Origin of the sequence: Vreelandella hamiltonii, assembly GCF_014651775.1 — a bacterium.
In the GTDB taxonomy this organism is placed as follows: domain Bacteria; phylum Pseudomonadota; class Gammaproteobacteria; order Pseudomonadales; family Halomonadaceae; genus Vreelandella; species Vreelandella hamiltonii.
On the sequence record NZ_BMXN01000004.1, the window covers coordinates 131,411 to 151,474 of the forward strand.

Consider the following 20,064-nt stretch of genomic DNA (forward strand, 5'->3'; position numbering starts at 1 on the left):
CCTGCCAGCGTAGGCACGCCAGCAGGCCAGTGGCTCACGCGAAGCGGCGTGCAACGACCAGGCTGCCGCTGCCAAGGCCGGCTTGCACGACCAGTGCAATGGCCCAGAATACCGGGAATTCCCAGCCGCCGCCCGGGTTGGAAAAGAGCCAGCCGTTACCGATATGTACCCAGGCGGCTCCCAGCAAAACCGGTACCAGGGCAAGGCTGACCCAGCGGGTATAGATACCCAGCAGCAAGGCCAGGCCTCCGCCGACTTCCGCCGCAATGGTCAGGTAGGCCAGAAAGCCTGGCAGGCCCAGCGACTCAAAATAGCCGACCGTTCCAGGCAGGGTGAACACGAATACTTTCAACAGCCCGTGGGCCAGGGTCATGATGCCCAGGCTGATGCGCAGCAGGGCAGTGGCATGCAGGTGTGATGCTTGAGTCGTCAGTGTCGTCGTCATGGTGTTCTCTCGTGGTCGTCGGCATCCCCTCTGGATGCGATGACGCCACTGTACGACGACTGCCTGTCTGGATAATCCCCGCTTTTGGCACTTCACTGTTGCGCTGGGCGCGACAATCCCAGCGCCTTCTCCCAGGCGGGTGGGTCGCCCCAGGCAACCGTCAACTGGTCGATCAGGCGTGCCACTTTGGCAGGCAAAAACTGCCGGGCAGGATAGAGCGCGTGGATGTCCAGGTACGTGGGAGGTATCTCCTGCAATAGCGGCACCAGGCGGCCCTGGGCGATGCTTTCGGTCACCAGGAAGCTGGGCTGATGGGCGATGCCTAGCCCGGCTTCTGCGGCATGGGTCAGCATATCGCCGTTATTGCTCTCCAGCGGTCCGTCGACACTCAACCACTGCTGCCCCACGCGCCAGTCGCCGCTGTTCTGGCCGCTGCGATAGCGTAGGCAACGATGGTCGGCCAGCGCCTCCAGGCGGGTGGGAGTGCCGTGCTGCGCCAGGTAGTCAGGAGAGGCGCAGAACACCATCTGGCAGCGTGCCAGGCGCTTGGCCACCAGGCTGGAATCCGGCAGGCTGCCAATGCGAATGGCCAGGTCGTATCCCTCTTCGAGCAGGTCTACACGGCGGTCATTGAGGTCCAGGCGCACCTCCAGGTGGGGATGATCCCGCATGAAGCGAGCCACCTCGGGAGCCAGGTAGCGAGTGCCAAAGCTCATGGGCCCGTTGATGCGCAGTCGTCCGCTCACGCTTTGAAGGCCGCTACCCACTTCATTGGCAGCCTCCTCCAGAGCCAGCAGGATCGCCTGTGCGCGGGCCAGATAGCGCTCGCCTGCTTCCGTCAGGTGCAGCCGCCGGGTGGTGCGCTGTATCAGCCGCGCGCCCAGCGATTCCTCGAGCGCCATGACCCGGCGCGATAGCAAGGTGCGCGAGAGGTCCAGGGCCTCCGCCGCCCGCGTGTAACTGCCTAACTCGGCCACCTTGACGAAGGCTGTCAGCTGGTCGAACTGGGTCATGACCTGAAGAACGCCTGGGCCGCCTGACGTGGGTCAGGATGGCCGCAAATGGCCGAGATCACCGCGAGCCCGTGGGCACCGGCGGCTTTCACCTGGGCGGCGTGCTCGGCTTTCAAGCCGCCGATGGCCACGCTGGGCAGCGGGCAGGCACTGGCCAGCTGGGCCAGCCCGGTAAAACCGATGGGCTGCGCGTGGTCCTGCTTGCTCCCGGTGGCAAACACGGGCCCCAGCCCCACGTAATCCAGCAGCGCCACGGGGGCACGCTGCAACTGCTCCAGGGTATTGATGGAGAGCCCGATGATCGCCTGCTCGCCCAGTACCTGGCGGGCCTGCACCACGTCCGTATCGCTCTGGCCAACGTGCAAGCCGTCGGCACCGCTTGCGTGCGCCACGTTCAGCCGGTCATTGATGATCAGCGGCACTCCGCTACCTGCCAGCACTTCCTTGAGACGCTTGGCCTGGGCAATCATGGCCTCGTCGCTAGCCTGTTTGTCGCGTAGCTGGACCAGTGTGACGCCTCCTGCCACGGCGGCTTCCACGGTACGTGCCAGGCCCGTGGAGGCGCATAGCTGAGCATCCGTGACCAGGTAGAGCGTAAGATCAACCGACATGTAGGGTCTCCGAGTGAGGTAGTGCAGGCAGGTCATCTGCCGTGAGCGAGTACAGGGTATCCAGCAGCGCCACATAGAAACTGCCCGGCCCTTCGGCCTGCTGCCCGGCGCGACTGCCTGCCAGATTGAAGTAGGTCAGGGCACCGAGCGTGGCGGTCAGCGGGGCGTGACGGTTGGCCGCCACGAAACCGGCGACCAGCGCGCTGAGCCCGCAGCCCAGGGTGGTTACCCGTGGCATCAGCGGGTGGCCGCCGGTCAAACGATACAGCGACTGGCCATCGGTGACGATATCGGTGGCCCCGGTCATGGCGACGACACAATGATACCGACGCGCCAGGGTGATGGCCGCTTGGATGGCATCGTCGGTGCTGACCGTGGCATCCACGCCCCGGCCCTGGTGGGCAAGGCCGCTCAGCGCCATGATTTCCGAAGCATTGGCACGAATCACACTGGGCTGGTAAGCCAGCAGGGACAGGCAGGTTTGCTGGCGCAGCCGCGTGGCACCCACGGCAACCGGGTCCAGCACCCAGGGCACCGCGTGGGCCTGGGCTGATTGGGCGGCCAGCTGCATGGCCTCGGCCCAAGGGGTAGAGAGCGTACCGATGTTGATCGAGAGCGCGCCCGCGATGGCGGTAAATTCCGCCACTTCTTCCTGGGCATGCAGCATGGCGGGGGAGGCCCCGGCGGCCAGCAGCAGGTTGGCGGTACTGTTCATGGCAACGTAGTTGGTGATGCAGTGAACCAGCGGGGTCTGGTCACGCAGCGCGAGCAGCGTCTCGCGTGGGCTGGGTAGGGTCATGACTTCCTCCCGGCAGGGAGGTGGTGAATGGAAGCACCACGACTCCCTACGCCGGTGCTATCCGGTTCAGGTTCAAAGGGTGCTTCTCAGCCGCGTCGCGGCGCCCCTGTCGTAGGCGTACTATCCTCGGCCAGGCGGGATGTGTAAAGCCAATGGCGCGGAAAGATCAGCGAAACGCGATGCGTGTGCCGTAGGTCAGCATTTCATCGGGCGTCATGGCGCTGCCCGAGACGCCGATCATCTCGTCGCCACACTGGTCGGAACAGGTCAATACGCCGTGGGTCAGCCCAAGTTGCCCGAGGGTGTCGCGGATTTCGCCGGTGCCTAGAAACGTGCTGACCTGCCCCTGTGCATTGCTCAGGTCCGAGACGCCGTGGGCATGATGAAAGCGGACCTTGTAGATGCCATCCATCGAGACGACCTCCACGATGGGGGAAAAGCCGTTCTGTAGCGCGTTGGCCAACTGCTTCAACGTCAGGCGATCATCTAACGTCATTTCAATGTCGGTCATGACACACTCCCAGGCTAACGATACGCTGAATGTACAGCTATAGAGATAGTAGTGTAGAAGAGTTGCATAGAAAATCCACTGCGACCAATGCCGGGGGGAGCGCCCCGCGCGCTGGCAGGCCTAGTGCACTGCATCCAGGGCGTGTTGCTGCAGTTTGATCAGCGGAATGATGTCCAGCGTGCGTGCATTGGTGCCTGACAGAATCACCGGCGGGGCCAGACCGACCTCTGCGGCTTCTGCCCAACGGTGGGCACACAGGCACCAGCGATCACCGGGCCGCAGGCCAGGAAAGCCGTACTCGGGGCGCGGGGTGACCAGGTCATTGCCCTGCGCGCGGGAAAACGCCAAGAACTCCTCGGTGACCATGGCACATACCGAATGAATGCCCACATCGTCGGTGCCGACCCGGCAAAAGCCATCACGATAAAACCCCGTCTTGGGCGAGTGACAGCAGGGGGTGAGCGGCTCACCCAGTACATTGAGATCACGTGACATGCGGCCTCCTCAGGCAGGGGCTAGAATTATCGCAGCGCCGCCCTCATACATGATCCAAGGGGCGGTAACGGCGGATTCGATGGGGTTCGCGTTAGCAGCAGCCTAAAGCCTTGTACATGGTATGGGCTTCGTCAAAGTATTTACGTACCAAAGTGCCTACTTGGGTACCAATTGCCAGATACATCACGCAGCAACAGGAGAAAGTCATGTCGTTTTCAGGTGAACAGCATCCCGGTGTTGCCCCTGCGGCTCCCCAGACCCAAGGGTTTCGGTTGAATCACACCATGCTGAGGGTCAAGGACCCGGAGCGCGCCCTGGCGTTCTATTCCCGCGTATTTGGCATGCAGGTGCTGCGGCGGCTGGATTTCGAAGAAATGCAGTTCTCGCTCTATTTTCTGGCCAACGTGGAAGCCGACGACCAGGTGCCGGAGGACCAGAACGCTCGCACCGCCTGGACTTTCAGCCAGAAGGGCCTGCTGGAACTGACCCACAACTGGGGAACCGAAACCGAGCAGGACTTTGCCTACCACGACGGCAATGCCGAGCCCCAGGGGTTTGGCCACATCTGCTTCAGCGTGCCGGACCTGGAGGCCGCCCAGGCCTGGTTCGACGAGCACGATGTCACCTTCGTGAAGCGTGCCGACCAGGGCAAGATGAAAGACGTCATTTTCGTCAAGGACGCGGATGGCTACTGGATCGAAGTGATTCAGGCGGATCGCATGGCGGCATTGGGCGGCTAACATGGCACATTTGCTGTTCCGGTTGCGCCACGTGACCGATGAAGAGGCCATGGAAGTGCGCCAACTGCTGGATGAACACGGCTTCGACGTGTATGAAACCCAGGCGGGGTTTTTCCGCCTGGGGGTCGATGCCATCTGGCTGCGCAACCCGGCCCAGCGAGACGACGCCGAGGCGCTGCTGGCGCAGTACCAGGTCGAACGCCAGGCCAGCGCGCGAAAAGCCCACCAGGAAGCGCTGGCCCGCAACGAAGCGCCGACCTGGGGGCGGCGTTTACGGGAGCAGCCGATTCAGATCGCGCTGGTGATGGTCGCTGTCATCCTGATCGCGCTGCTGACCCTGCTGCCGTTCATTGGGCTGGCGCGTTAGCCTGGCACACCGCATCCGTCAGGTGCCCGCGTTTCATGTACATCATGACGCCGTGCTCACCGGCCCGCAGCGATGGAGTGGCCCCAGGTGGGAAGCGGCACCAGCTGCCCTGCGGGTATTCGTTGCCCGCCTCGTAGAGCGAGCCTTCCAGTACCAGCAGTTCCAGCCCGCCCGGTAGCGCAGGGTAGTCGATGGTCACCTCATGCTCCCAGCGTTCCAGGCTGACCCGCTCCTGCGCGTAGGTGTGCAGCATCTTGTAGCCGATGCCTGGCCGCCGGTCGGGCTGCCAGGGCAGGCGGTGGGCAGGAATGGCCAGCTGCAGCAGGTCGTTGTCATCGAATTGATGCAGTTTCACCAGAATCAGCGCACCCTCTTCGCCAATATGGGGCGTATGGCCAGTGCCAATGGGATTGCGCAGGTAGCTGCCCGCAGGGTAGCGGCCATGTTCGTCGGCAAACACGCCCTCCAGCACCAGAATCTCTTCACCGCCGCCATGGGTATGGTGGCTGAACTGGCTGTGCGGCGCGTAACGTACCAGGCTGGTGGCGCGGGCGACTTCCTCGCCAATACGGTCCAGCATCATACGTTCCACGCCTGCACTGGGCGACGCGACCCAGTGATACTGCTCCGGCGTCATACAGGCAAAGTGGCTAAAATCGGCGTTCAGGCGCATGGGCTTGGCTCTTTGCAATGAGTGAGATGAGCAGGGAGAGGGGCTAGTCTCCTTTATCAGCGCTGCAAAACGCAATCTTCCCTGATGCTTGACCTCGTCATTTGCAAACAAACCGCCGCTCGAAAGCGGCGGTTTTTCATTACGGGGTGTCGGTCAGTGCACTGAGAATATGGTGAGCCGTCTCGATACGCGCCTGATTGGGGTAGTTGCGGTTTGCCAGCATCACCATGGCGATCTGCTCGCTGGGCACGAAGACCACATAGCCGCCGAAGCCATTGGTTGAGCCCGTCTTGTTGTAGTAGGCCGCTTGCCGAGGGGCTTGCGGTGGCGTGAGGCGATGTGCCGGGTTGGGCGCTAAAATCATCTCGAGCGAATTGCCTTCCAGCAGTGTCTCCAGGGTCACCGGGTAGTGATAATGCTCCCAGCCCAGGCCCTGGGTCATGGGGCCAACGTCGAAGTAGCCTGTGCGTGTCGTTGCCAAGGCGTCATCCAGCCGTTCCGTCGTGCCGCTGGCATTGGCCGGGTCTCGCATATTCGCTTCCAGAAAGGTCAGCACGTCGGCGGCATTGGCTTTCAGCCCGTAGGCCTGGGCATCCAGCACGCCTGGATTCACCCGAATGGGCTCATCCTCCTTCGAGTAGCCATAGGCATAATGTGCCCGTTGCGCGTCGGGCACCTGAAAATGGGTGTGTTCGAGCCCGAGCGGTATGAACAGCGCTTCTTCCATCAGCGTCTCGAAAGGGCTGCCCAAACGTTGCGCGGTGAGATAGCCCAGCAAACCGATGCTCGGATTGGAATACAGACGTTGTGCCCCTGGAGCCGATTCGGGTTGCCATTGGCGATAGTAATCGATCATTTGCTCTTCTGATTGCACCGAGTCCGGAAACTGCAGCGGAAGCTCGCCTGCCGTGTAGGTGCCCAGTTCCAGCAGGGTGATCTCATCGAAGGCACTGCCTTCAAGGGCTGGCCAGTAGCCGCTGGCGGGGTCCGAGAGGGAAAGGGCACCGCTGGCCTGCGCGTAGCCCGCCAGGGCAGCCGTGAAAACCTTGCTGATGGAGCCTAGTTCGAAAAGCGTCTCATCCGTGACCGGTTCCTCCGTCTCCAGGTTTGCAAGCCCATAATTAAAGTAATACGGCTGCCCCTGAATGCTGAGCGCGACGGCCATGCCGGGGATACGATACTGTTCCATCAGCGGGGTGATCGTGTTGTCCAGCAACGCTTGAAGGTCGGCCTCATGAGGCTCTTCGAGCGCCCAGGCTGCCCCGCTGAAAAGTAAGGAGGAGGCCATGAGAAGACAGCGGCGTGCTGAAAACGGCGTGCGCATGCAAAACTCCTGTTGCGATGAGTCATGTCGGTGGAAGGCAGCTCTGGTCGATACAGAAGCCACGGGTGACTAAAATAAAGAGCGCGATGGGTCTCCACAAATGGCAAGATTTTGCATGAGCTATTAGAAAAATTTGGGGGTGGCGCAGTGCGTTCCTATTTGCCGTTGAAGGCTCTGTGGGCCTTTGAGGCATCGGCCAGACATTTGAGCTTCACGCGTGCAGCAGAAGAGCTGCACGTGACACAGGCGGCCGTGAGCCATCAGGTCAAGCGCCTGGAAGGGCTATTGAAGGTGCCGCTATTCACACGTTTGCCCCGAGGGCTAATGCTGACTCAGGAAGGCGAGCTGCTGTTGCCTGTGCTGAAGAATGCGTTCGATCAGATGTCGCACACGTTGGAGCGGTTAGGCGAAAGCCGTCATCGTGAGGTCTTGAACGTGGGTGTGGTGGGTACGTTTGCCGTGGGTTGGCTGCTGCCACGGCTGGCCGACTTTCATGACGCGTATCCGTTCGTCGATTTACGGCTCTCCACCCACAACAATCGTGCCGATTTAGCCGCTGAAGGTCTCGATTTTGCGATTCGCTTTGGCACGGGCGCCTGGCATGGCACGGCGGCTCAGCCACTACTGCCTGCATCGCTTTCGGTGCTGTGTGCTCCGGATATTGCTGTACGGCTCGACACGCCAGCCGATGTGTTGCATGAAACCTGGCTGCGTTCGTATCGTGCCGATGAGTGGGCCGAGTGGTTGTTGGCCGCCGGATTGCCTCGTAGCCTTCCCGCGACCCAGAGCATCGTCTTCGACTCTTCCATTGCCATGGTGGAAGCCGCGCTTCAAGGGGTGGGCGTGGCATTGGCGCCACCGTTGATGTTTTCTCGGCAGCTGAGCAGTGGTGCGCTGGTGCAGCCTTTCGACACCACTGTCAGTCTAGGTGGGTACTGGCTGACACGCCTGCAAGCGCGGTCAGAAACCCATGCCATGGCGTCTTTCAGGCAGTGGCTGCTCACCACGATCAACCTGCGTGAGGCTGAGCGGTAAGCAGCCGTTGACCTCAATGATCAGTGACGATGACCATGATCACCGTGGTCGTGGTCGTGGTCGTGGTCGTGGTCGCCATGACCATGATCATCGTGGCCTGGTTCGGCCAGGGCGGCGTGGAGTACCGTGGCGTTGTGGCGCATCATGCCCAGGTAAGTGCTGGCATCGCCCTCACTGGCCAGCGCATCCGCGTAAAGCGTGCCAGCAATGGGCAGGCCGGTTTCTTCGGCCAGTTGCACGATAATGGATTGGTTGGTCATGTTCTCGTGAAACAGCGCCTGAACGTTCTCCTGCTCGATCACGTCCACTAGCGCTGCCATGCTGGCGCCGCTGGGGTCTGCTTCGGTAGAGAGCCCTGCCGGAGACAGGAAGTTGACCCCATAGGCACGGGAGAAGTAACCGAAGGAGTCATGGCCGGTGATGACGCTGGCGGAAGCCGGGATCTCACTGATCAGCGCACGAATCTCGGCATCCAGCTCCGCCATGTCAGCCAGGTAGCGATCGGCATTGGCCTGATACTGCTCGGCGTTGTCCGCATCGACTTCCATCAAGCCGTCGCGGATGTTCTCGACGTAGACCCGCGCCTGGGTCATGTCCTGCCAGGCATGGGGATCATCGTCGCCGTGCTCATGGTCATCATGGCCATGACCATGTTCATGATCGTCGTGCCCGTGATCGTGGCTGTGTCCATGATCGTGGCTATGCCCATGATCATGCCCGTGATCGTGTCCATGGTCGCGATCGTCATGCCCATGATCGTCATGGCCCGCGTAGGCCAGGGCGTTGATGCCATCCGTCGTGGTGACCACCGGGCCTTGATAGTCGCTGGAGTCGATCAGTCGCTCCATCCAGCCTTCGAACAGCAGGCCGTTGAAGACCACCAGATCGGCCTCGGCCAGCGCACGGGCATCACCTGGGCGCGGCGAGTAGACGTGTGCATCGCCGTCAGGGCCGACCAGGGAAGTGACCTCGACATGCTCGCCGCCCACGTTCTCGACCATATCGGCCAGAATCGAGAAGCTGGTGACCACCTGCACACGCTCATTGGCGATGGCGGCAGGCAGGGCCAGCATGGCGGAAACGCCTACCAGCCAGCGGGACGTATGGGAAAGGGACATGACAAACTCCTTTAGTGAATGATCAGGATGTCTGCTCCAAGGCGAGTGGCGTGGTCTTGCGTCGCAGCTTGGCCGCTAAGCTGTGATAGCGGCCAAACAGCGCTGACAACAAGTAAGCCACCCCTGCGAGCAGGATAATGCTTGGCCCCGAAGGGGTATCAAAATGGAACGACAGCAGCAGCCCGCCAGTGCTCGACACCATGGCCAGCACCACCGCGATGCCGATCAAACCTTCCAGCCGCTTGCTCCAGAACCGGGCTGCCGTGGCGGGCAGCATCATCAGCCCCACGGCCATCAGTGTGCCCAGGGTTTGGAAGCCCGCCGTCAGGTTCAGCACCAGCAGCCCCAGAAACACGCTATGCACCCAGCCACTGCGGTGGCTTTGGCCGCGCAAGAAAAGCGGGTCCAGGCACTCCACCACCAGCGAGCGGAAAATGACCGCCAGCGTGACCACGATGAGCGTGCTGATACCGGCAATCAGCAGCAGGGCGGTCGAGTTGATGGCCAGAATGGAGCCAAACAGCACGTGGGTTAAATCCACGCTGCTGCCGCCCATGGAAATCAACATGACGCCCGCCGCCAACGAAATGATGAAAAAGCTCGCCATGGCTGCGTCTTCCCGCTGGCCGCCCATTTTGGAAACGGCCCCGGCCAGTAGCGCCACCATCAGCCCGAACAGCACGCCGCCCACACTCATCACCGGCAGCGAAAACCCCGCCAGCAAGAAGCCCAGCGCCACCCCCGGCAAAATGGCATGGGCCATGGCATCGCCAATCAGGCTCATGCCGCGCAGCACCAGAAACACGCCCAGCGGCGGCGCGGCCAAGGAAAGTGCCAGCCCACCCACCACGGCGCGGCGCATGAAGCCGTAGTCGAACGGCGCGATAAACCAAGCGTCAAGCAGTGCCAGCATGACGACCTCCCAACGAGAAGGGCACCACCTGGGCGGGGGCGTGATGCGTGTGCAAGGCACTCGGTGCCACCCAACGGCCATGGCCGCCGCTCAACATCAGCACCTCATCGGCCAGGCGGCGCAGGTGGTCCATGTCGTGCAGCACGATGATGATCGTCACGCCTTCATCGGCCATCTGGCGCAGAATACGGATCAAGATATCCACCGTGTCGCTGTCCACGTTGGCGAACGGTTCATCCAGCAGCAGCAGCTCGGCTTCCTGCATCAGCGTGCGGCCAATCAGCGCCCGCTGGCGCTGGCCGCCGGACAGCTCGCCCAGTGGCCGATGTGCCAAATGGGAGATGCCCAGCCGCGCCATGATCTCGCGACCCTTGCGGTAGTGCGCCGCGCAGTAACCTTTCATGGCCCCATGGCTTGGCCAGCTGCCGGTCATCACCAGCTCTTCCACGCTCATGGGGAAGGTCAGATCCAGAGCCAACTGCTGCGGCAACCAGGCACGACGCGCCTTGTCTACCGTGCACACCACTTTGCCGCTGATGGGCCGGAGTTCGCCCATGATGGCCTGAATCAGGGTGCTTTTACCTGCACCGTTGGCACCAATCAGCGCGGTGATCGCGCCGCGCTTGATGTCGCCGTCCACATGCTCCAGCACGGTGCGACCACCCTGTGCCAGGTGCAGGTCGTGCAGTTGCAGGCGCGAAGAGGAACGCTCACTCATAGCGGCCACCCGCCTGCCCACGCCACCAGCCCCCACAACGCCAGCAGGGGAAGGGCAACCAACCCCAGCCGTTTGGTGGCCGACAACGACATCAGCGAAAAATGACAAGGACCTTCCTTGTTATGGCGATGCATGTGCTCACTCATCGAGCAACCTCACTCACGAATAAATAAGTTATAACATAACGAATAGAGAAACAAAAAAAGAGCCGCATATTTTACGCGCTCATGCGGCCCTGACAACGACAAGCGTACCTATAAAAAGTGCCCGGCAAGCCGAGCACGAAAAGCAGCCTGGCCCACCTTCAGAACCGCCAGGTCGCGCTCAGCTGTTGAGGGGTAACCAGCAGGGCATATTCGCCTTCCAGCGTGACCGGGCCCAGCGACACACGGGCCGGTTGGAAGTGGTTGATCGCGCGGGACGCCTGATGGGGCTGGGTCCAGATCTGTAATTCATTGATCAGCATGCCGGTGGCAAAATTGACCGCGCCATCCCGCTCACGGCCATCGGCCGCAATCACCGCGCCGGCCACGCTGTTCACCACCAGGGAGCTGACCCGCGCTTCCCAGCCACGGCGTTCGCGTTCTGCCTGGGCCAACTGCAGGCCCAACGCCTGCACCCCGCTCAACTCGCCCTGGGCCTTCAGCCGCTCATACTCTGCCAGCGCCGCCCGATGTGGCTGGCGATCGGTGAGCGTCCCCGCCAGCGCCAGCGCCGACTTCACCACGCCAATATGCGCATCGAAACGGTCATCGCGGCTGCTGGCCTCGCTGGACTGGTAGGCATCGACCACCAGGCTGGCCGCGTAAATGCCGCTCCAGCCCGCCTCCCACCACTGTGCCTGACGCGCCCCGTTCTCGAACACGCGGTCGTACGTGGCCCACTCATCTCCAGTTTGCGCCTGGGCGGGCAGTGTCAGCACCAGCAACGCCCCCGCCGCTAACATCTTCTGTACACGTTGCCGTAATTGCATGGCCAAACACCTGAGTCACCGAAACGATAGTGCTAAGCGTAGCACGGCGGAAAGGTGCCATGAGCGTGGAAAGTGGGTAGGCAAAGCGTGATGAGGATCAATGGTGTTTCAGGGCGAAGAGTGCTTAGATGGGGTGTGTCTAATCAGGCAAGGAGGCAGCAGTGACTTACTACCACTACTGGGGAAAGGCACACGCCAAGGGGAAAAGTGTCGAGTGCCATTTATTGCCGTATCACAGCCTGGATGTGGCTGCGGTGGGTTGGCTATTGCTTTCGCCGGATAGGCCGCTAACACGGCGCTTGGCATCACAGCTAAGCCTGGAACCTGAGTCTCTGCGCAACCTATTGGTTTTTTGGTTAGGTTTGCACGATATCGGTAAGTTCTCACGCGCTTTTCAAGGACTTTTCCAACCGACCTCGAACGTGAAACTAGTCCCTCGTGTTGCGCAATACGTTTATACCGAGCGCCATGACCGGTTAGGCGACGTGATTTGGGAGACAAAATATCTGGACTGGTTGGAAGATGGCACGTTGAAGTGGACAACAAGCTTGACGCGCGCTGAGCGCAAAGCGCTTCGCGCAGCTTTTTCTGTTCTCTCACCCCCCTTTTTTGGCCATCACGGCCAGCCAGTAAGCGCAGGCAATATCGGCATAGAAAGGTTTTTTTGTCGTGATGAACACGCTGATGATGTAGAGGCAACGCGGCAGTTTATTGCCGATTGGGCCAACGTCGTTCCGCCAGAGTGGCCAATCGAGCAGCTGTTTTCAGAAGAGTGGGTTTATGCCCTGCAGACGCTAAGCTGGTCAATCGCAGGCTGGGCAACCTTAAGCGACTGGTTGGGTTCGAACCAGGATCACTTCCCCTACCTTCAAGAGCAGCTACCTCTCGCCGATTATTGGCAAATTGCGTTACACAATGCTGAGAAAGCATTGGAAGAAACAGGGTTTAACAAGGTTTCCGAACCATTGCCTTACGCGAGCATGACCGACTGGTTTGGCAAACAATCCTTCACGCCAACGCCTTTGCAGCATGCCGCCGAGACAGTGGCACTAACGGATGTGCCGCAGTTGTTTATCCTGGAAGATGTCACCGGGTCAGGCAAAACCGAGGCCGCCTGTATTCTGACGCAACGTCTATTGGCGGCAGGCCACGGCGATGGGCTCTATTTTGCACTGCCCACCATGGCCACCTCGAACGCCATGTATTCGCGGCTGGGCAATTTGCACCGCCGCTTTTACACCGCTGAATCTACCCCCTCTTTTGTTCTTGCTCACGGCGCGCGAGAGTTAAACGACGATTTTATCGCCGCCGTTTCCGCACCTCAGCCTACTGATTTGGATTACACCGCTAGCGAGCTGTCGGCCACTAGTCGCTGCAATCAATGGCTAGCGGATTCGCGTAAAAAGGCGCTACTTGCAGAGGTCGGTGTCGGCACCATCGACCAAGCATTGATGGCCATTTTGCCGTTTCGCCACCAATCGCTGCGTTTATACGGGCTGGCGCGAAAGGTGCTCGTCATTGATGAGGTTCACGCCTACGACAATTACATGCAGACCCTGCTGAGCCAACTGCTGAGCTATCACGCTCGACAGGGCGGTAGCGCGATTCTGCTGACCGCCACGCTTCCGCGTGCCATGCGCAGTACCTTGATGGCTGCTTGGCAAACAGGGCTTGGGCTGTTACCAACGAAACCACAAAAAGAGGACTTTCCGTTACTGACCCATGTGAGCGAAGGGCAACCGTTGGAGCTGCCGCTTGGCTCGCGCAAAGAGGTGTCCAGGAGTGTTGAAGTCGCTTGGCTAACCGAAGAAGAACAGGCGATAGAGGCGGTGCTGGCAGCAGTAGAGGCCGGTGAGTGCATCGCTTGGGTGCGCAATACGGTAGATGACGCTATTCGTGCATTCGAAGCCATCGCTGCCCTGCACCCTGATCCTGAACGCTGCCTGCTGTTCCACAGCCGCTTTGCCATGGTGGATAGGCAGCGCATTGAGTCCCAGGTCATCGAGCGCTTAGGCAAAGACTCAACGCCTGAAATACGTCAGGGTCAAGTGTTGATCAGTACCCAGGTATTTCAGGAGTCTCTCGACTGCGATGTGGATGTGATGATCAGCGACATTGCCCCCATCGATCTATTGATCCAGCGGGCAGGGCGGTTACAACGCCACCAGCGTGGTGAGCGCTGCCAGCCGCGCCTGCTGGTGCTAGCACCTCCTTGGGCGGATGATCCCGATGAGCATTGGCTCAAGCGCACGCTGCCAGGTACCCAGGCGGTTTACCGCGATACGTCGTTGTGTTGGTTAACCCAGCGAGTATTGCGTCGTTTAGAAGCAATCCGTATGCCCGAAGAGGCGAGAGATCTCATTGAAAGTGTTTATGGCGCTGTATCTGACGATATTCCTGATGCCCTGCAAGCAGCGCGCTACGAACAAAAGGGGATGCAGAGAACAGCTGGCTCGATGGCGAACTTCAACGCACTTAATCTTGATGAAGGCTACGTAAAAAGCGATCAGTGGCAGGAAGAGCAAGAGATAGGCACAAGGCTGATGGATGAGCCTACGATCAATGTTTTGTTGCTGTTACTCACCGACGATAACGAGCTGGCGCTGTGGGCGGGAGAGCGCCGCCATGCCGATATGCTCAGCCAGGTAAAGTTACGCCAAAGCCAGGCGTCAAAGCTCGCATCCCTACCGTGTCGCTACGAAAGCCAATGGCTTACCCTGCAAGAGCGCCATAAAGCGCTGAAGTATGTCCAGCCCTGGCTGCCTAGCGATGATCCTAATTGTGACTACGACACCCAGTGGGGAGTTAGGCTAGGCAGTAAGGAGCCAGCGCCATGAGGCAATCAATGTTCGCTAGGTTGAAAACTCATGGCTTCTTCGAAGCTGTACAAACACTGCTCCGGGAATTCCTGCGGCTCTCGGTCAGTTTCAATCGCAGCGGCACGGCGAGCATCGTCATAAGCCTCGCTCATCAGTTCAGGCAGCGATGCCTTGAGGCTAGGGTTATCTTTCAGCAGGCGATTCACCTTGGTTTGAGCATCCTGAATCGTCAACCGCCAGCTACGCGAACGCCGCTCGGGTTGGTGATCCCATTTCAGCAGGTGCATCAGCAAGCGGGCCAGTTGGCTAATCAAGGCGCGTCGCTCGCTTTTCCCCATGCTCTCAATCTCCTCGGCAAGATGCTCAAGATCCAGCTTGTCCACTTTTCCAGCGCGAAGGAGCCCGGCCTGTTCAAGCGCCCAGGCATAGGCATCCTGCTCGTAATGAATCGCCATTGTCCTGCCCCTCTCCGCCTTATGAATAATCCTAATATTTTTCAGTGTAAACGAAGCGCCGACACCAGACGACACTATCGAGGTGTACATGAATTTACTTGAAGACTCCTGGCTACCCTTTCTATTGAGAAATGGGGAGGTAGAGTATCTCCCCCCTTCTGCGCTAGCTGATCCTGATGTAATCAACCTCGCCCTGCCGCGAGCAGACTTTCAGGGAGCGGCCTACCAATTTCTGATCGGCCTGCTACAAACGGCGCTGCCGCCGAAAACCCATGATGACTGGCTTGATGTGTTAATGGAGCCACCCAGTGTTGCAGCGTTGGATAAAGCATTCGCGCCTTTCAGTAGCGCTTTTGAGCTGGACGGCGATGGCCCCCGCTTTATGCAGGACCTTGACCCGCTGGACGATGTTAAAAACGCGACCGTCAGTGGTTCATTGATCGATGCTCCTGGCGCCAACGGTATCAAAAATAATACCGACTTTTTCGTCAAGCGCGGCCGTGTTGAGGTGATGTGTGACGCCTGCGCGGCCATAGCACTGTACACCATGCAGATTAACGCCCCTGCGGGCGGTGCTGGTATCCGTGTGGGCTTGCGTGGTGGTGGCCCACTGACAACGTTAGTGATGCCTGAGTCATCAGATGCCAGCCTGTGGGAGCGTCTGTGGCTAAACGTCATTACACAGAAAGAAGCCACCCAAAAAGGCCAGCAGTGGACTGCGCCGCATCCAAAAGAACCTTCGCTATTTTTCTGGATGACCAATACGCGGGTGAGCGATAAAAAAGGCACCGAGGTGCTGCCTGAAGATACCCACCCCCTGCACGCTTACTGGTCAATGCCGCGTCGCTTTCGGCTGCTATTTGAAGAAGCATATGAATGCCCGTGTGATATTTGCGGACGAAGAACCAATCGTGTGGTGCGCGAATTACGCGCCAAGAAACAGGGGGCTAACTACGACGGCCCTTGGTTACACCCGCTAACCCCCTACCGACGTGATCCAAAAAAGCCCAATGAACTGCCGCTTTCCAGCAAAGGCCAGCCGGGTGGGCTTGGCTATCGGCACTGGTCAGGCTTTGTGCTTAACGATGAAGAAAGCAGCGGCGCAATCGCGGCTGCGGTGCTGAAAAGTTACCTCAACAAACAAAAGCTAGTGACACAAGAGCGAAGTCGTGGAGAAGACATTCAGGTGCTGCTGAGAGAGGCACGTTTATGGGTGTTCGGCTACGACATGGACAACATGAAGCCGCGCGGCTGGTATAGCGTCGAAATGCCTCTGGTGGAAATACCACAAGGCCAGCAGGAAATGCTGCGTGCTTGGGTTCACCAACTGACCGAGCTGTCGCGCAATATCGCCTGGATGGTACGTACCCAGGTTAAAAACGCCTGGTTCTCACGGCCATCGGATGCCAAGGGCGATATAAGCGCCATTGATAACCAGTTTTACGATGCCACTGAGCCTGAATTTTTTAAAGCGTTGCTAGCCCTGCAGCAGGTGCTGCAACAAGACGCGCCGCCACCGCATATCCCTCCTGACATCGCTGAGCGCTGGTACTTCACTCTTAAGCGCGAAGGCATGCGTGTATTCGAAGACTTGGCACTCAGCGGTGCTCAGGAAAGCATGGATCTTGAACGTGCCACTGCTGCTCATAGGCAGTTGCAAAGCTTTCTTGGTGGCAAGAGCAAAGGTAGCAAAGTGGTGAGTGACTTTATCCAACAGGGTGATTTTGACCCCTCCGCGAAGGCCAAGCGTAATGCGGCCTCTGCTGCAACAACGACAGGAGACGCCTGATGAATGATGTGGAGACGCCAGAAGCAGTCGAGAAAGAAGATATTTTATCCGAGGCGGAGAAAAAAGCGCTCGTCGCTTTGAAGTTGGATGAAGCTGTCGCCCTGCGCCGCTGGTGGCAGCGGTTGACGTTAACCCCACAGGCCTTGAAAGCATTTACCCCTCAGCCACCACTGCCCCGTGGTGTGAGAGCAGTACTGCGACGTTGTGATACTGCCGAGGCCGCCATGTTAACCCAAGGTTTTCGTGAGCTATGGGCGATGCTGCCAGAAGCGACGAAACAAACGGATTATCGCGATGAAAAGCTACAAGTGTGGGCATGCATTGCGTTAATAGCTGCGGAGTTGCGCGAAGAAAAGAAGGGCGCATCGTTAGCCTTGCGCCTTGGCCAGCAAAAAGAGCAAACCAAAAAACCGCTGATGAGTGAGCTGCGTTTTCAGCAACTTCTTTCCTGCCGTACGCCGGAAGAGTTCATTCAGCGCTTACGCCGGGCGCTGGCGCTTGCAGACAAGAAAGATATCAGTGTCGTGCTGCTGGCGAGTGTTATCGCGCTCTGGTGGCGTGAGCATCGTGGGCGCTTATCTGCCAAGCCCACTCACCGTCTTGGATTTGTACTGGCAAATGACTATTTCGCTGCAACATCTCGCTATAGCCATGGCAGCGACTGATTTTTACGACTGACGATCAACCCTCCTGGCTTCACATAGACATCACGAATGGAGTTATTCATGAGCCACTTTATTCAACTGCACCTGCTGACTTCTTATCCGCCCGCCAACCTCAACCGCGATGATTTAGGCCGTCCCAAAACTGCCTTGATGGGTGGTGCCAAGCGCCTACGTGTTTCGTCGCAAAGCCTCAAGCGTACCTGGCGTACCTCTGCTCTCTTTGAAGAAGCACTGGCGGGGCATGTGGGTACACGCACCAAGCGTCTAGGCTCTGAAGCCTATAAAGAACTGAAAGAAAAAGGGCTGGATGAAAAAACTGCAGCAGCGAGCGCAGAAAAAATAGCCGGTGTGTTTGGAAAGCTGCGTAAAGTAGAAAAAGGCGAAGCTAAAGAGTTTGAGATTGAGCAGCTAGTGCACGTTGGCTTGGAGGAGCGCCAAGCGATCAGTGCATTGGTTGAAACGCTGGCGGCAGAGAAGCGCGAGCCAAACGATGATGAATTGAAGCTCTTACGCCATAAGCCCGCCGCCGCCGATGTGGCGTTGTTTGGCCGTATGTTAGCAGCGGTACCTGAATATAACGTCGATGCCGCCTGCCAAGTGGCCCATGCGATCACTGTGCATGCTGCCGAAGTGGAAGATGATTACTTTACCGCTGTTGATGACTTAAACACCGGCGATCAAGACCGGGGTGCGGCGCATATTGGCGAATCAGGTTTTGGTGCCGGGCTGTTCTATCTCTATATCTGCATTGACCGGCAGCAGTTGGTTGAGAACTTGCAGGGCAACAGTGAGCTAGCCGATCAGGCGATTGCTGCATTGGTGGAAGCTGCGGCTAAAACGTCACCCAAAGGCAAGCAAAACAGCTTTGGTTCCCGCGCCCATGCGAGCTACGTGTTGGCTGAAAAAGGCAACCAGCAGCCGCGTTCACTCTCCACTGCTTATCTGCGTCCGGTCGCGGGGCAAGATCAAGCACTCGATGCTATTAAGCGTATTGAAGAGCAGGCTAACGCGTTTGATAGCGCTTATGACGCAGGTGCTGACAGTCGCTTTGTCACCAGCGCCGAGACCGGCTATGAAGAGCCGCAGCTAAAAGGCAATGTTCAAAAAGGCAGCCTTACAGAGCTGATCGCTTTCTTAAAAGCCGACCAGTAAGGAGGCGGCATGACCGACTATCTTATTTTTCGGCTCTATGCGCCGCTTGCCAGTTGGGGCGAGGCCGCCGTTGGTGAAACGCGCCCTACGGCGACTTATCCGGGCAAAGGGGCTATTTTGGGACTGCTGGGGGCCGCTCTAGGTATTCGTCGTGATGACGATGCAGGCCAAATGGAGCTGCGTGACAGCATTGCCATGGGCGTAAAACAGTACACCTCCGGTATGTTAATGCGCGACTACCACACGGTTCAGATGCCTGCCGCACAGTCAAAAGTGAGCTACCAAACCCGCAAAGAAGAACTAAGCGGGCCGCGCGATGTGTTGAAAACAATTCTCTCTAGCCGGGATTATCGCTGCGACGGTCTATGGACAGTAGCCGTCTGGCTAACGCCAGAAGCAACGTTGACACTTTCTGAACTGGAGCAAGCGCTAAAAATTCCCCGTTACCCGCTTTATTTAGGGCGCAAATCCTGCCCGCCCTCTGCGCCACTTGCACCTCAATTGCGGCAGTGTTCCACGCTTAAGGAAGCCCTGGATGTGGCGTTTCCTAAACTGGCGGTTAACTGTCAAGAAGACAGGAAGGCACTGCGATTTCCTGATGAAGCGTTATACGCATGGGAGGGCGAGGCGAGCGGTTTAGATGGTAGCCAAGTGGCAGAGTACAACGATGTATGGGATTTGCCGCTAAATCGCCGTCGTTGGCAGTTTGGCCCTCGGTTAGAGTTTCGCCGTTCAGTGGCAGCCGAGGAGGCACGCTAATGTATCTCTCACGCGTACGTGTCGACCTGAACGGGCTGTCTCGTGACAAGCTATTTGATGTGATGAATGCAGAAGCCTACACCGCGCATCAGCTTTTGTGGCAGCTATTTCCCGAGCATGAAGGCCCCCGCCCGTTTCTTTTCAGGCAGGAAATAGAAGAAGCCGAAGAGGGTAAAACCATAAAAGGGTTGCCGCTCTTTTATGTTCTTTCAGACCGTGAACCTGTATCAGTGGCAGGCTTGCTTACTGCAGAGAGTAAATCTTATGCACCTGAGCTAAAAGCGGGAGATATGTTGGCATTCCGCCTGCGTGCTAACCCCACGATGGCAGTGCATGTGCCGGGGCAACGTGGCCAACGTGCCGATGTGTTAATGGTCGCCAAAAAGCCATTCGCGCCGGGGCAGCGTACTAGCCAAGCTTGCGTTGAGGCGATGAATAGTAAGGCCCGTGAGTGGCTCGAAAGCCGTGCTGAAACGTGGGGCTTTCGCCTACCGGTGACGCCAGAGTTAGGTGCCTACCGTCAACATGTATTGAACAAAGGCAGCGGCAAGCCAGTTCAATTCTCCACGGTGGATTACGAAGGTCTGCTGGAAGTGACCCATCCAGGAAAGCTGATCGAAACCATGGCTCACGGCATTGGTCGGGCCAAGGCATTCGGTGGAGGTTTGCTACTACTGCGCCGACCTTAGG

At 58.8% G+C, this 20,064-nt stretch carries 23 protein-coding genes and 1 riboswitch; of the genes, 9 read left to right on the forward strand and 14 right to left on the reverse strand.

The genetic code is table 11. The annotated features are described in order from the left end of the window. Positions 1–34: 34 nt before the first annotated feature. From IE091_RS05205 to IE091_RS05230, 6 genes are all read right to left on the reverse strand, one after another. Positions 35–445, reverse strand: coding sequence for a DoxX family protein (locus IE091_RS05205; protein WP_016915796.1), 411 nt, complete (start codon positions 443–445; stop codon positions 35–37). A gap of 92 nt (positions 446–537) precedes the next feature. Further along, on the reverse strand, positions 538–1,458 hold the full coding sequence (locus tag IE091_RS05210; RefSeq protein WP_016915797.1) for a LysR family transcriptional regulator: 921 nt from the start codon (positions 1,456–1,458) through the stop codon (positions 538–540). After that, entirely contained in the window at positions 1,455–2,069 is a 615-nt protein-coding gene (gene thiE / locus IE091_RS05215; RefSeq protein ID WP_189462972.1) for a thiamine phosphate synthase, read from the reverse strand. Before thiE ends, IE091_RS05210 begins: the two co-directional genes overlap by 4 nt. Then, positions 2,059–2,868, reverse strand: a complete 810-nt coding sequence (thiM, locus tag IE091_RS05220; protein WP_189462973.1) for a hydroxyethylthiazole kinase — start codon at positions 2,866–2,868, stop codon at positions 2,059–2,061. Before thiM ends, thiE begins: the two co-directional genes overlap by 11 nt. Before the next feature lie 26 nt (positions 2,869–2,894). Beyond that, a riboswitch (TPP riboswitch) is annotated at positions 2,895–2,986 on the reverse strand. 48 nt (positions 2,987–3,034) lie between these two features. After that, the gene (locus IE091_RS05225; RefSeq protein WP_039180612.1) at positions 3,035–3,379 is read right to left on the reverse strand and encodes a hypothetical protein; all 345 of its coding nucleotides are present in this window, start codon (positions 3,377–3,379) and stop codon (positions 3,035–3,037) included. 120 nt (positions 3,380–3,499) lie between these two features. Continuing rightward, the gene (locus IE091_RS05230) at positions 3,500–3,874 is read right to left on the reverse strand and encodes a DUF2237 family protein (protein WP_039180609.1); all 375 of its coding nucleotides are present in this window, start codon (positions 3,872–3,874) and stop codon (positions 3,500–3,502) included. Between the two features lie 206 nt (positions 3,875–4,080). Between IE091_RS05230 and gloA the strand changes: the two genes are divergently transcribed. Together gloA and IE091_RS05240 are read left to right on the forward strand one after the other, a co-directional pair. Next, positions 4,081–4,614, forward strand: a complete 534-nt coding sequence (gloA, locus tag IE091_RS05235) for a lactoylglutathione lyase (RefSeq protein WP_096921639.1) — start codon at positions 4,081–4,083, stop codon at positions 4,612–4,614. Position 4,615: 1 nt separating this feature from the next. Beyond that, positions 4,616–4,981 carry a DUF6164 family protein gene (locus IE091_RS05240; protein WP_096921638.1) on the forward strand — a complete coding sequence of 122 codons (366 nt, stop codon included), beginning with the start codon at positions 4,616–4,618 and terminating at the stop codon, positions 4,979–4,981. Here the strand turns inward: IE091_RS05240 and IE091_RS05245 are convergent. Both IE091_RS05245 and ampC read right to left on the reverse strand, forming a co-directional pair. Then, complete coding sequence (locus IE091_RS05245; RefSeq protein ID WP_039180601.1) at positions 4,962–5,654, reverse strand: cupin domain-containing protein; 693 nt, start codon at positions 5,652–5,654, stop codon at positions 4,962–4,964. The two genes, IE091_RS05240 and IE091_RS05245, sit on opposite strands and share 20 nt — an antisense overlap. A 139-nt stretch (positions 5,655–5,793) precedes the next feature. Next, complete coding sequence (ampC, locus tag IE091_RS05250; protein ID WP_422822519.1) at positions 5,794–6,942, reverse strand: class C beta-lactamase; 1,149 nt, start codon at positions 6,940–6,942, stop codon at positions 5,794–5,796. A 183-nt stretch (positions 6,943–7,125) separates the two neighbouring features. Between ampC and IE091_RS05255 the strand changes: the two genes are divergently transcribed. After that, complete coding sequence (locus tag IE091_RS05255; protein ID WP_189462975.1) at positions 7,126–8,013, forward strand: LysR family transcriptional regulator; 888 nt, start codon at positions 7,126–7,128, stop codon at positions 8,011–8,013. A gap of 20 nt (positions 8,014–8,033) precedes the next feature. On the opposite strand, the gene IE091_RS05260 is transcribed toward IE091_RS05255, so the two are convergent. From IE091_RS05260 to IE091_RS05280, 5 genes are all read right to left on the reverse strand, one after another. After that, positions 8,034–9,131, reverse strand: a complete 1,098-nt coding sequence (locus tag IE091_RS05260) for a metal ABC transporter solute-binding protein, Zn/Mn family (RefSeq protein WP_189462976.1) — start codon at positions 9,129–9,131, stop codon at positions 8,034–8,036. A 22-nt stretch (positions 9,132–9,153) separates the two neighbouring features. Next, on the reverse strand, positions 9,154–10,044 hold the full coding sequence (locus IE091_RS05265) for a metal ABC transporter permease (RefSeq protein WP_096921635.1): 891 nt from the start codon (positions 10,042–10,044) through the stop codon (positions 9,154–9,156). Then, positions 10,028–10,762: a metal ABC transporter ATP-binding protein gene (locus IE091_RS05270; protein ID WP_016915809.1), complete on the reverse strand. Its 735-nt coding sequence runs from the start codon at positions 10,760–10,762 to the stop codon at positions 10,028–10,030. The genes IE091_RS05265 and IE091_RS05270 overlap by 17 nt, the downstream gene beginning before the upstream one ends. Continuing rightward, a complete protein-coding gene (locus tag IE091_RS05275; protein ID WP_167385702.1) occupies positions 10,759–10,908 on the reverse strand; it encodes a hypothetical protein in 150 nt (49 codons plus the stop codon). Before IE091_RS05275 ends, IE091_RS05270 begins: the two co-directional genes overlap by 4 nt. 158 nt (positions 10,909–11,066) lie before the next feature. Next, a complete protein-coding gene (locus IE091_RS05280) occupies positions 11,067–11,735 on the reverse strand; it encodes a hypothetical protein (protein WP_229800759.1) in 669 nt (222 codons plus the stop codon). Positions 11,736–11,896: 161 nt separating this feature from the next. Between IE091_RS05280 and cas3 the strand changes: the two genes are divergently transcribed. Then, positions 11,897–14,572: a CRISPR-associated helicase Cas3' gene (gene cas3, locus IE091_RS05285; RefSeq protein WP_189462977.1), complete on the forward strand. Its 2,676-nt coding sequence runs from the start codon at positions 11,897–11,899 to the stop codon at positions 14,570–14,572. 5 nt (positions 14,573–14,577) lie between these two features. Here the strand turns inward: cas3 and IE091_RS05290 are convergent, their stop codons facing one another. Next, the gene (locus IE091_RS05290) at positions 14,578–15,099 is read right to left on the reverse strand and encodes a DUF29 domain-containing protein (protein ID WP_229800760.1); all 522 of its coding nucleotides are present in this window, start codon (positions 15,097–15,099) and stop codon (positions 14,578–14,580) included. Here IE091_RS05290 and casA point away from each other — a divergent pair. The 5 genes from casA to cas6e are packed head-to-tail and all read left to right on the forward strand — an operon-like array spanning position 15,098 to position 20,063. Beyond that, positions 15,098–16,798: a type I-E CRISPR-associated protein Cse1/CasA gene (casA, locus tag IE091_RS05295; RefSeq protein WP_189462978.1), complete on the forward strand. Its 1,701-nt coding sequence runs from the start codon at positions 15,098–15,100 to the stop codon at positions 16,796–16,798. The genes IE091_RS05290 and casA overlap by 2 nt on opposite strands. Continuing rightward, positions 16,798–17,463, forward strand: a complete 666-nt coding sequence (casB, locus tag IE091_RS05300; protein WP_016915815.1) for a type I-E CRISPR-associated protein Cse2/CasB — start codon at positions 16,798–16,800, stop codon at positions 17,461–17,463. Before casA ends, casB begins: the two co-directional genes overlap by 1 nt. 60 nt (positions 17,464–17,523) lie before the next feature. After that, a complete protein-coding gene (gene cas7e, locus IE091_RS05305) occupies positions 17,524–18,615 on the forward strand; it encodes a type I-E CRISPR-associated protein Cas7/Cse4/CasC (RefSeq protein ID WP_189462979.1) in 1,092 nt (363 codons plus the stop codon). 9 nt (positions 18,616–18,624) lie between these two features. After that, positions 18,625–19,374: a type I-E CRISPR-associated protein Cas5/CasD gene (gene cas5e, locus IE091_RS05310; RefSeq protein WP_189462980.1), complete on the forward strand. Its 750-nt coding sequence runs from the start codon at positions 18,625–18,627 to the stop codon at positions 19,372–19,374. Then, a complete protein-coding gene (cas6e, locus tag IE091_RS05315) occupies positions 19,374–20,063 on the forward strand; it encodes a type I-E CRISPR-associated protein Cas6/Cse3/CasE (protein ID WP_189462981.1) in 690 nt (229 codons plus the stop codon). Before cas5e ends, cas6e begins: the two co-directional genes overlap by 1 nt. Position 20,064 lies beyond the last annotated feature (1 nt).

Excerpts from the sequence above, each read along its gene's own strand:
- IE091_RS05260 (WP_189462976.1), bottom strand. The coding sequence starts at position 9,131 with ATGTCCCTTTCCCATACGTCCCGCTGGCTGGTAGGCGTTTCCGCCATG.
- cas6e (WP_189462981.1), top strand. The coding sequence starts at position 19,374 with ATGTATCTCTCACGCGTACGTGTCGACCTGAACGGGCTGTCTCGTGAC.
- IE091_RS05240 (WP_096921638.1), top strand. The coding sequence starts at position 4,616 with ATGGCACATTTGCTGTTCCGGTTGCGCCACGTGACCGATGAAGAGGCC.
- IE091_RS05280 (WP_229800759.1), bottom strand. The coding sequence starts at position 11,735 with ATGCAATTACGGCAACGTGTACAGAAGATGTTAGCGGCGGGGGCGTTG.
- cas5e (WP_189462980.1), top strand. The coding sequence starts at position 18,625 with ATGACCGACTATCTTATTTTTCGGCTCTATGCGCCGCTTGCCAGTTGG.
- thiE (WP_189462972.1), bottom strand. The coding sequence starts at position 2,069 with ATGTCGGTTGATCTTACGCTCTACCTGGTCACGGATGCTCAGCTATGC.
- cas7e (WP_189462979.1), top strand. The coding sequence starts at position 17,524 with ATGAGCCACTTTATTCAACTGCACCTGCTGACTTCTTATCCGCCCGCC.
- IE091_RS05275 (WP_167385702.1), bottom strand. The coding sequence starts at position 10,908 with ATGAGTGAGCACATGCATCGCCATAACAAGGAAGGTCCTTGTCATTTT.
- IE091_RS05205 (WP_016915796.1), bottom strand. The coding sequence starts at position 445 with ATGACGACGACACTGACGACTCAAGCATCACACCTGCATGCCACTGCC.
- casB (WP_016915815.1), top strand. The coding sequence starts at position 16,798 with ATGAATGATGTGGAGACGCCAGAAGCAGTCGAGAAAGAAGATATTTTA.
- IE091_RS05265 (WP_096921635.1), bottom strand. The coding sequence starts at position 10,044 with ATGCTGGCACTGCTTGACGCTTGGTTTATCGCGCCGTTCGACTACGGC.
- IE091_RS05270 (WP_016915809.1), bottom strand. The coding sequence starts at position 10,762 with ATGAGTGAGCGTTCCTCTTCGCGCCTGCAACTGCACGACCTGCACCTG.
- casA (WP_189462978.1), top strand. The coding sequence starts at position 15,098 with ATGAATTTACTTGAAGACTCCTGGCTACCCTTTCTATTGAGAAATGGG.
- gloA (WP_096921639.1), top strand. The coding sequence starts at position 4,081 with ATGTCGTTTTCAGGTGAACAGCATCCCGGTGTTGCCCCTGCGGCTCCC.
- IE091_RS05225 (WP_039180612.1), bottom strand. The coding sequence starts at position 3,379 with ATGACCGACATTGAAATGACGTTAGATGATCGCCTGACGTTGAAGCAG.
- ampC (WP_422822519.1), bottom strand. The coding sequence starts at position 6,942 with ATGGCCTCCTCCTTACTTTTCAGCGGGGCAGCCTGGGCGCTCGAAGAG.
- IE091_RS05245 (WP_039180601.1), bottom strand. The coding sequence starts at position 5,654 with ATGCGCCTGAACGCCGATTTTAGCCACTTTGCCTGTATGACGCCGGAG.
- IE091_RS05230 (WP_039180609.1), bottom strand. The coding sequence starts at position 3,874 with ATGTCACGTGATCTCAATGTACTGGGTGAGCCGCTCACCCCCTGCTGT.
- IE091_RS05290 (WP_229800760.1), bottom strand. The coding sequence starts at position 15,099 with ATGTACACCTCGATAGTGTCGTCTGGTGTCGGCGCTTCGTTTACACTG.
- IE091_RS05210 (WP_016915797.1), bottom strand. The coding sequence starts at position 1,458 with ATGACCCAGTTCGACCAGCTGACAGCCTTCGTCAAGGTGGCCGAGTTA.
- thiM (WP_189462973.1), bottom strand. The coding sequence starts at position 2,868 with ATGACCCTACCCAGCCCACGCGAGACGCTGCTCGCGCTGCGTGACCAG.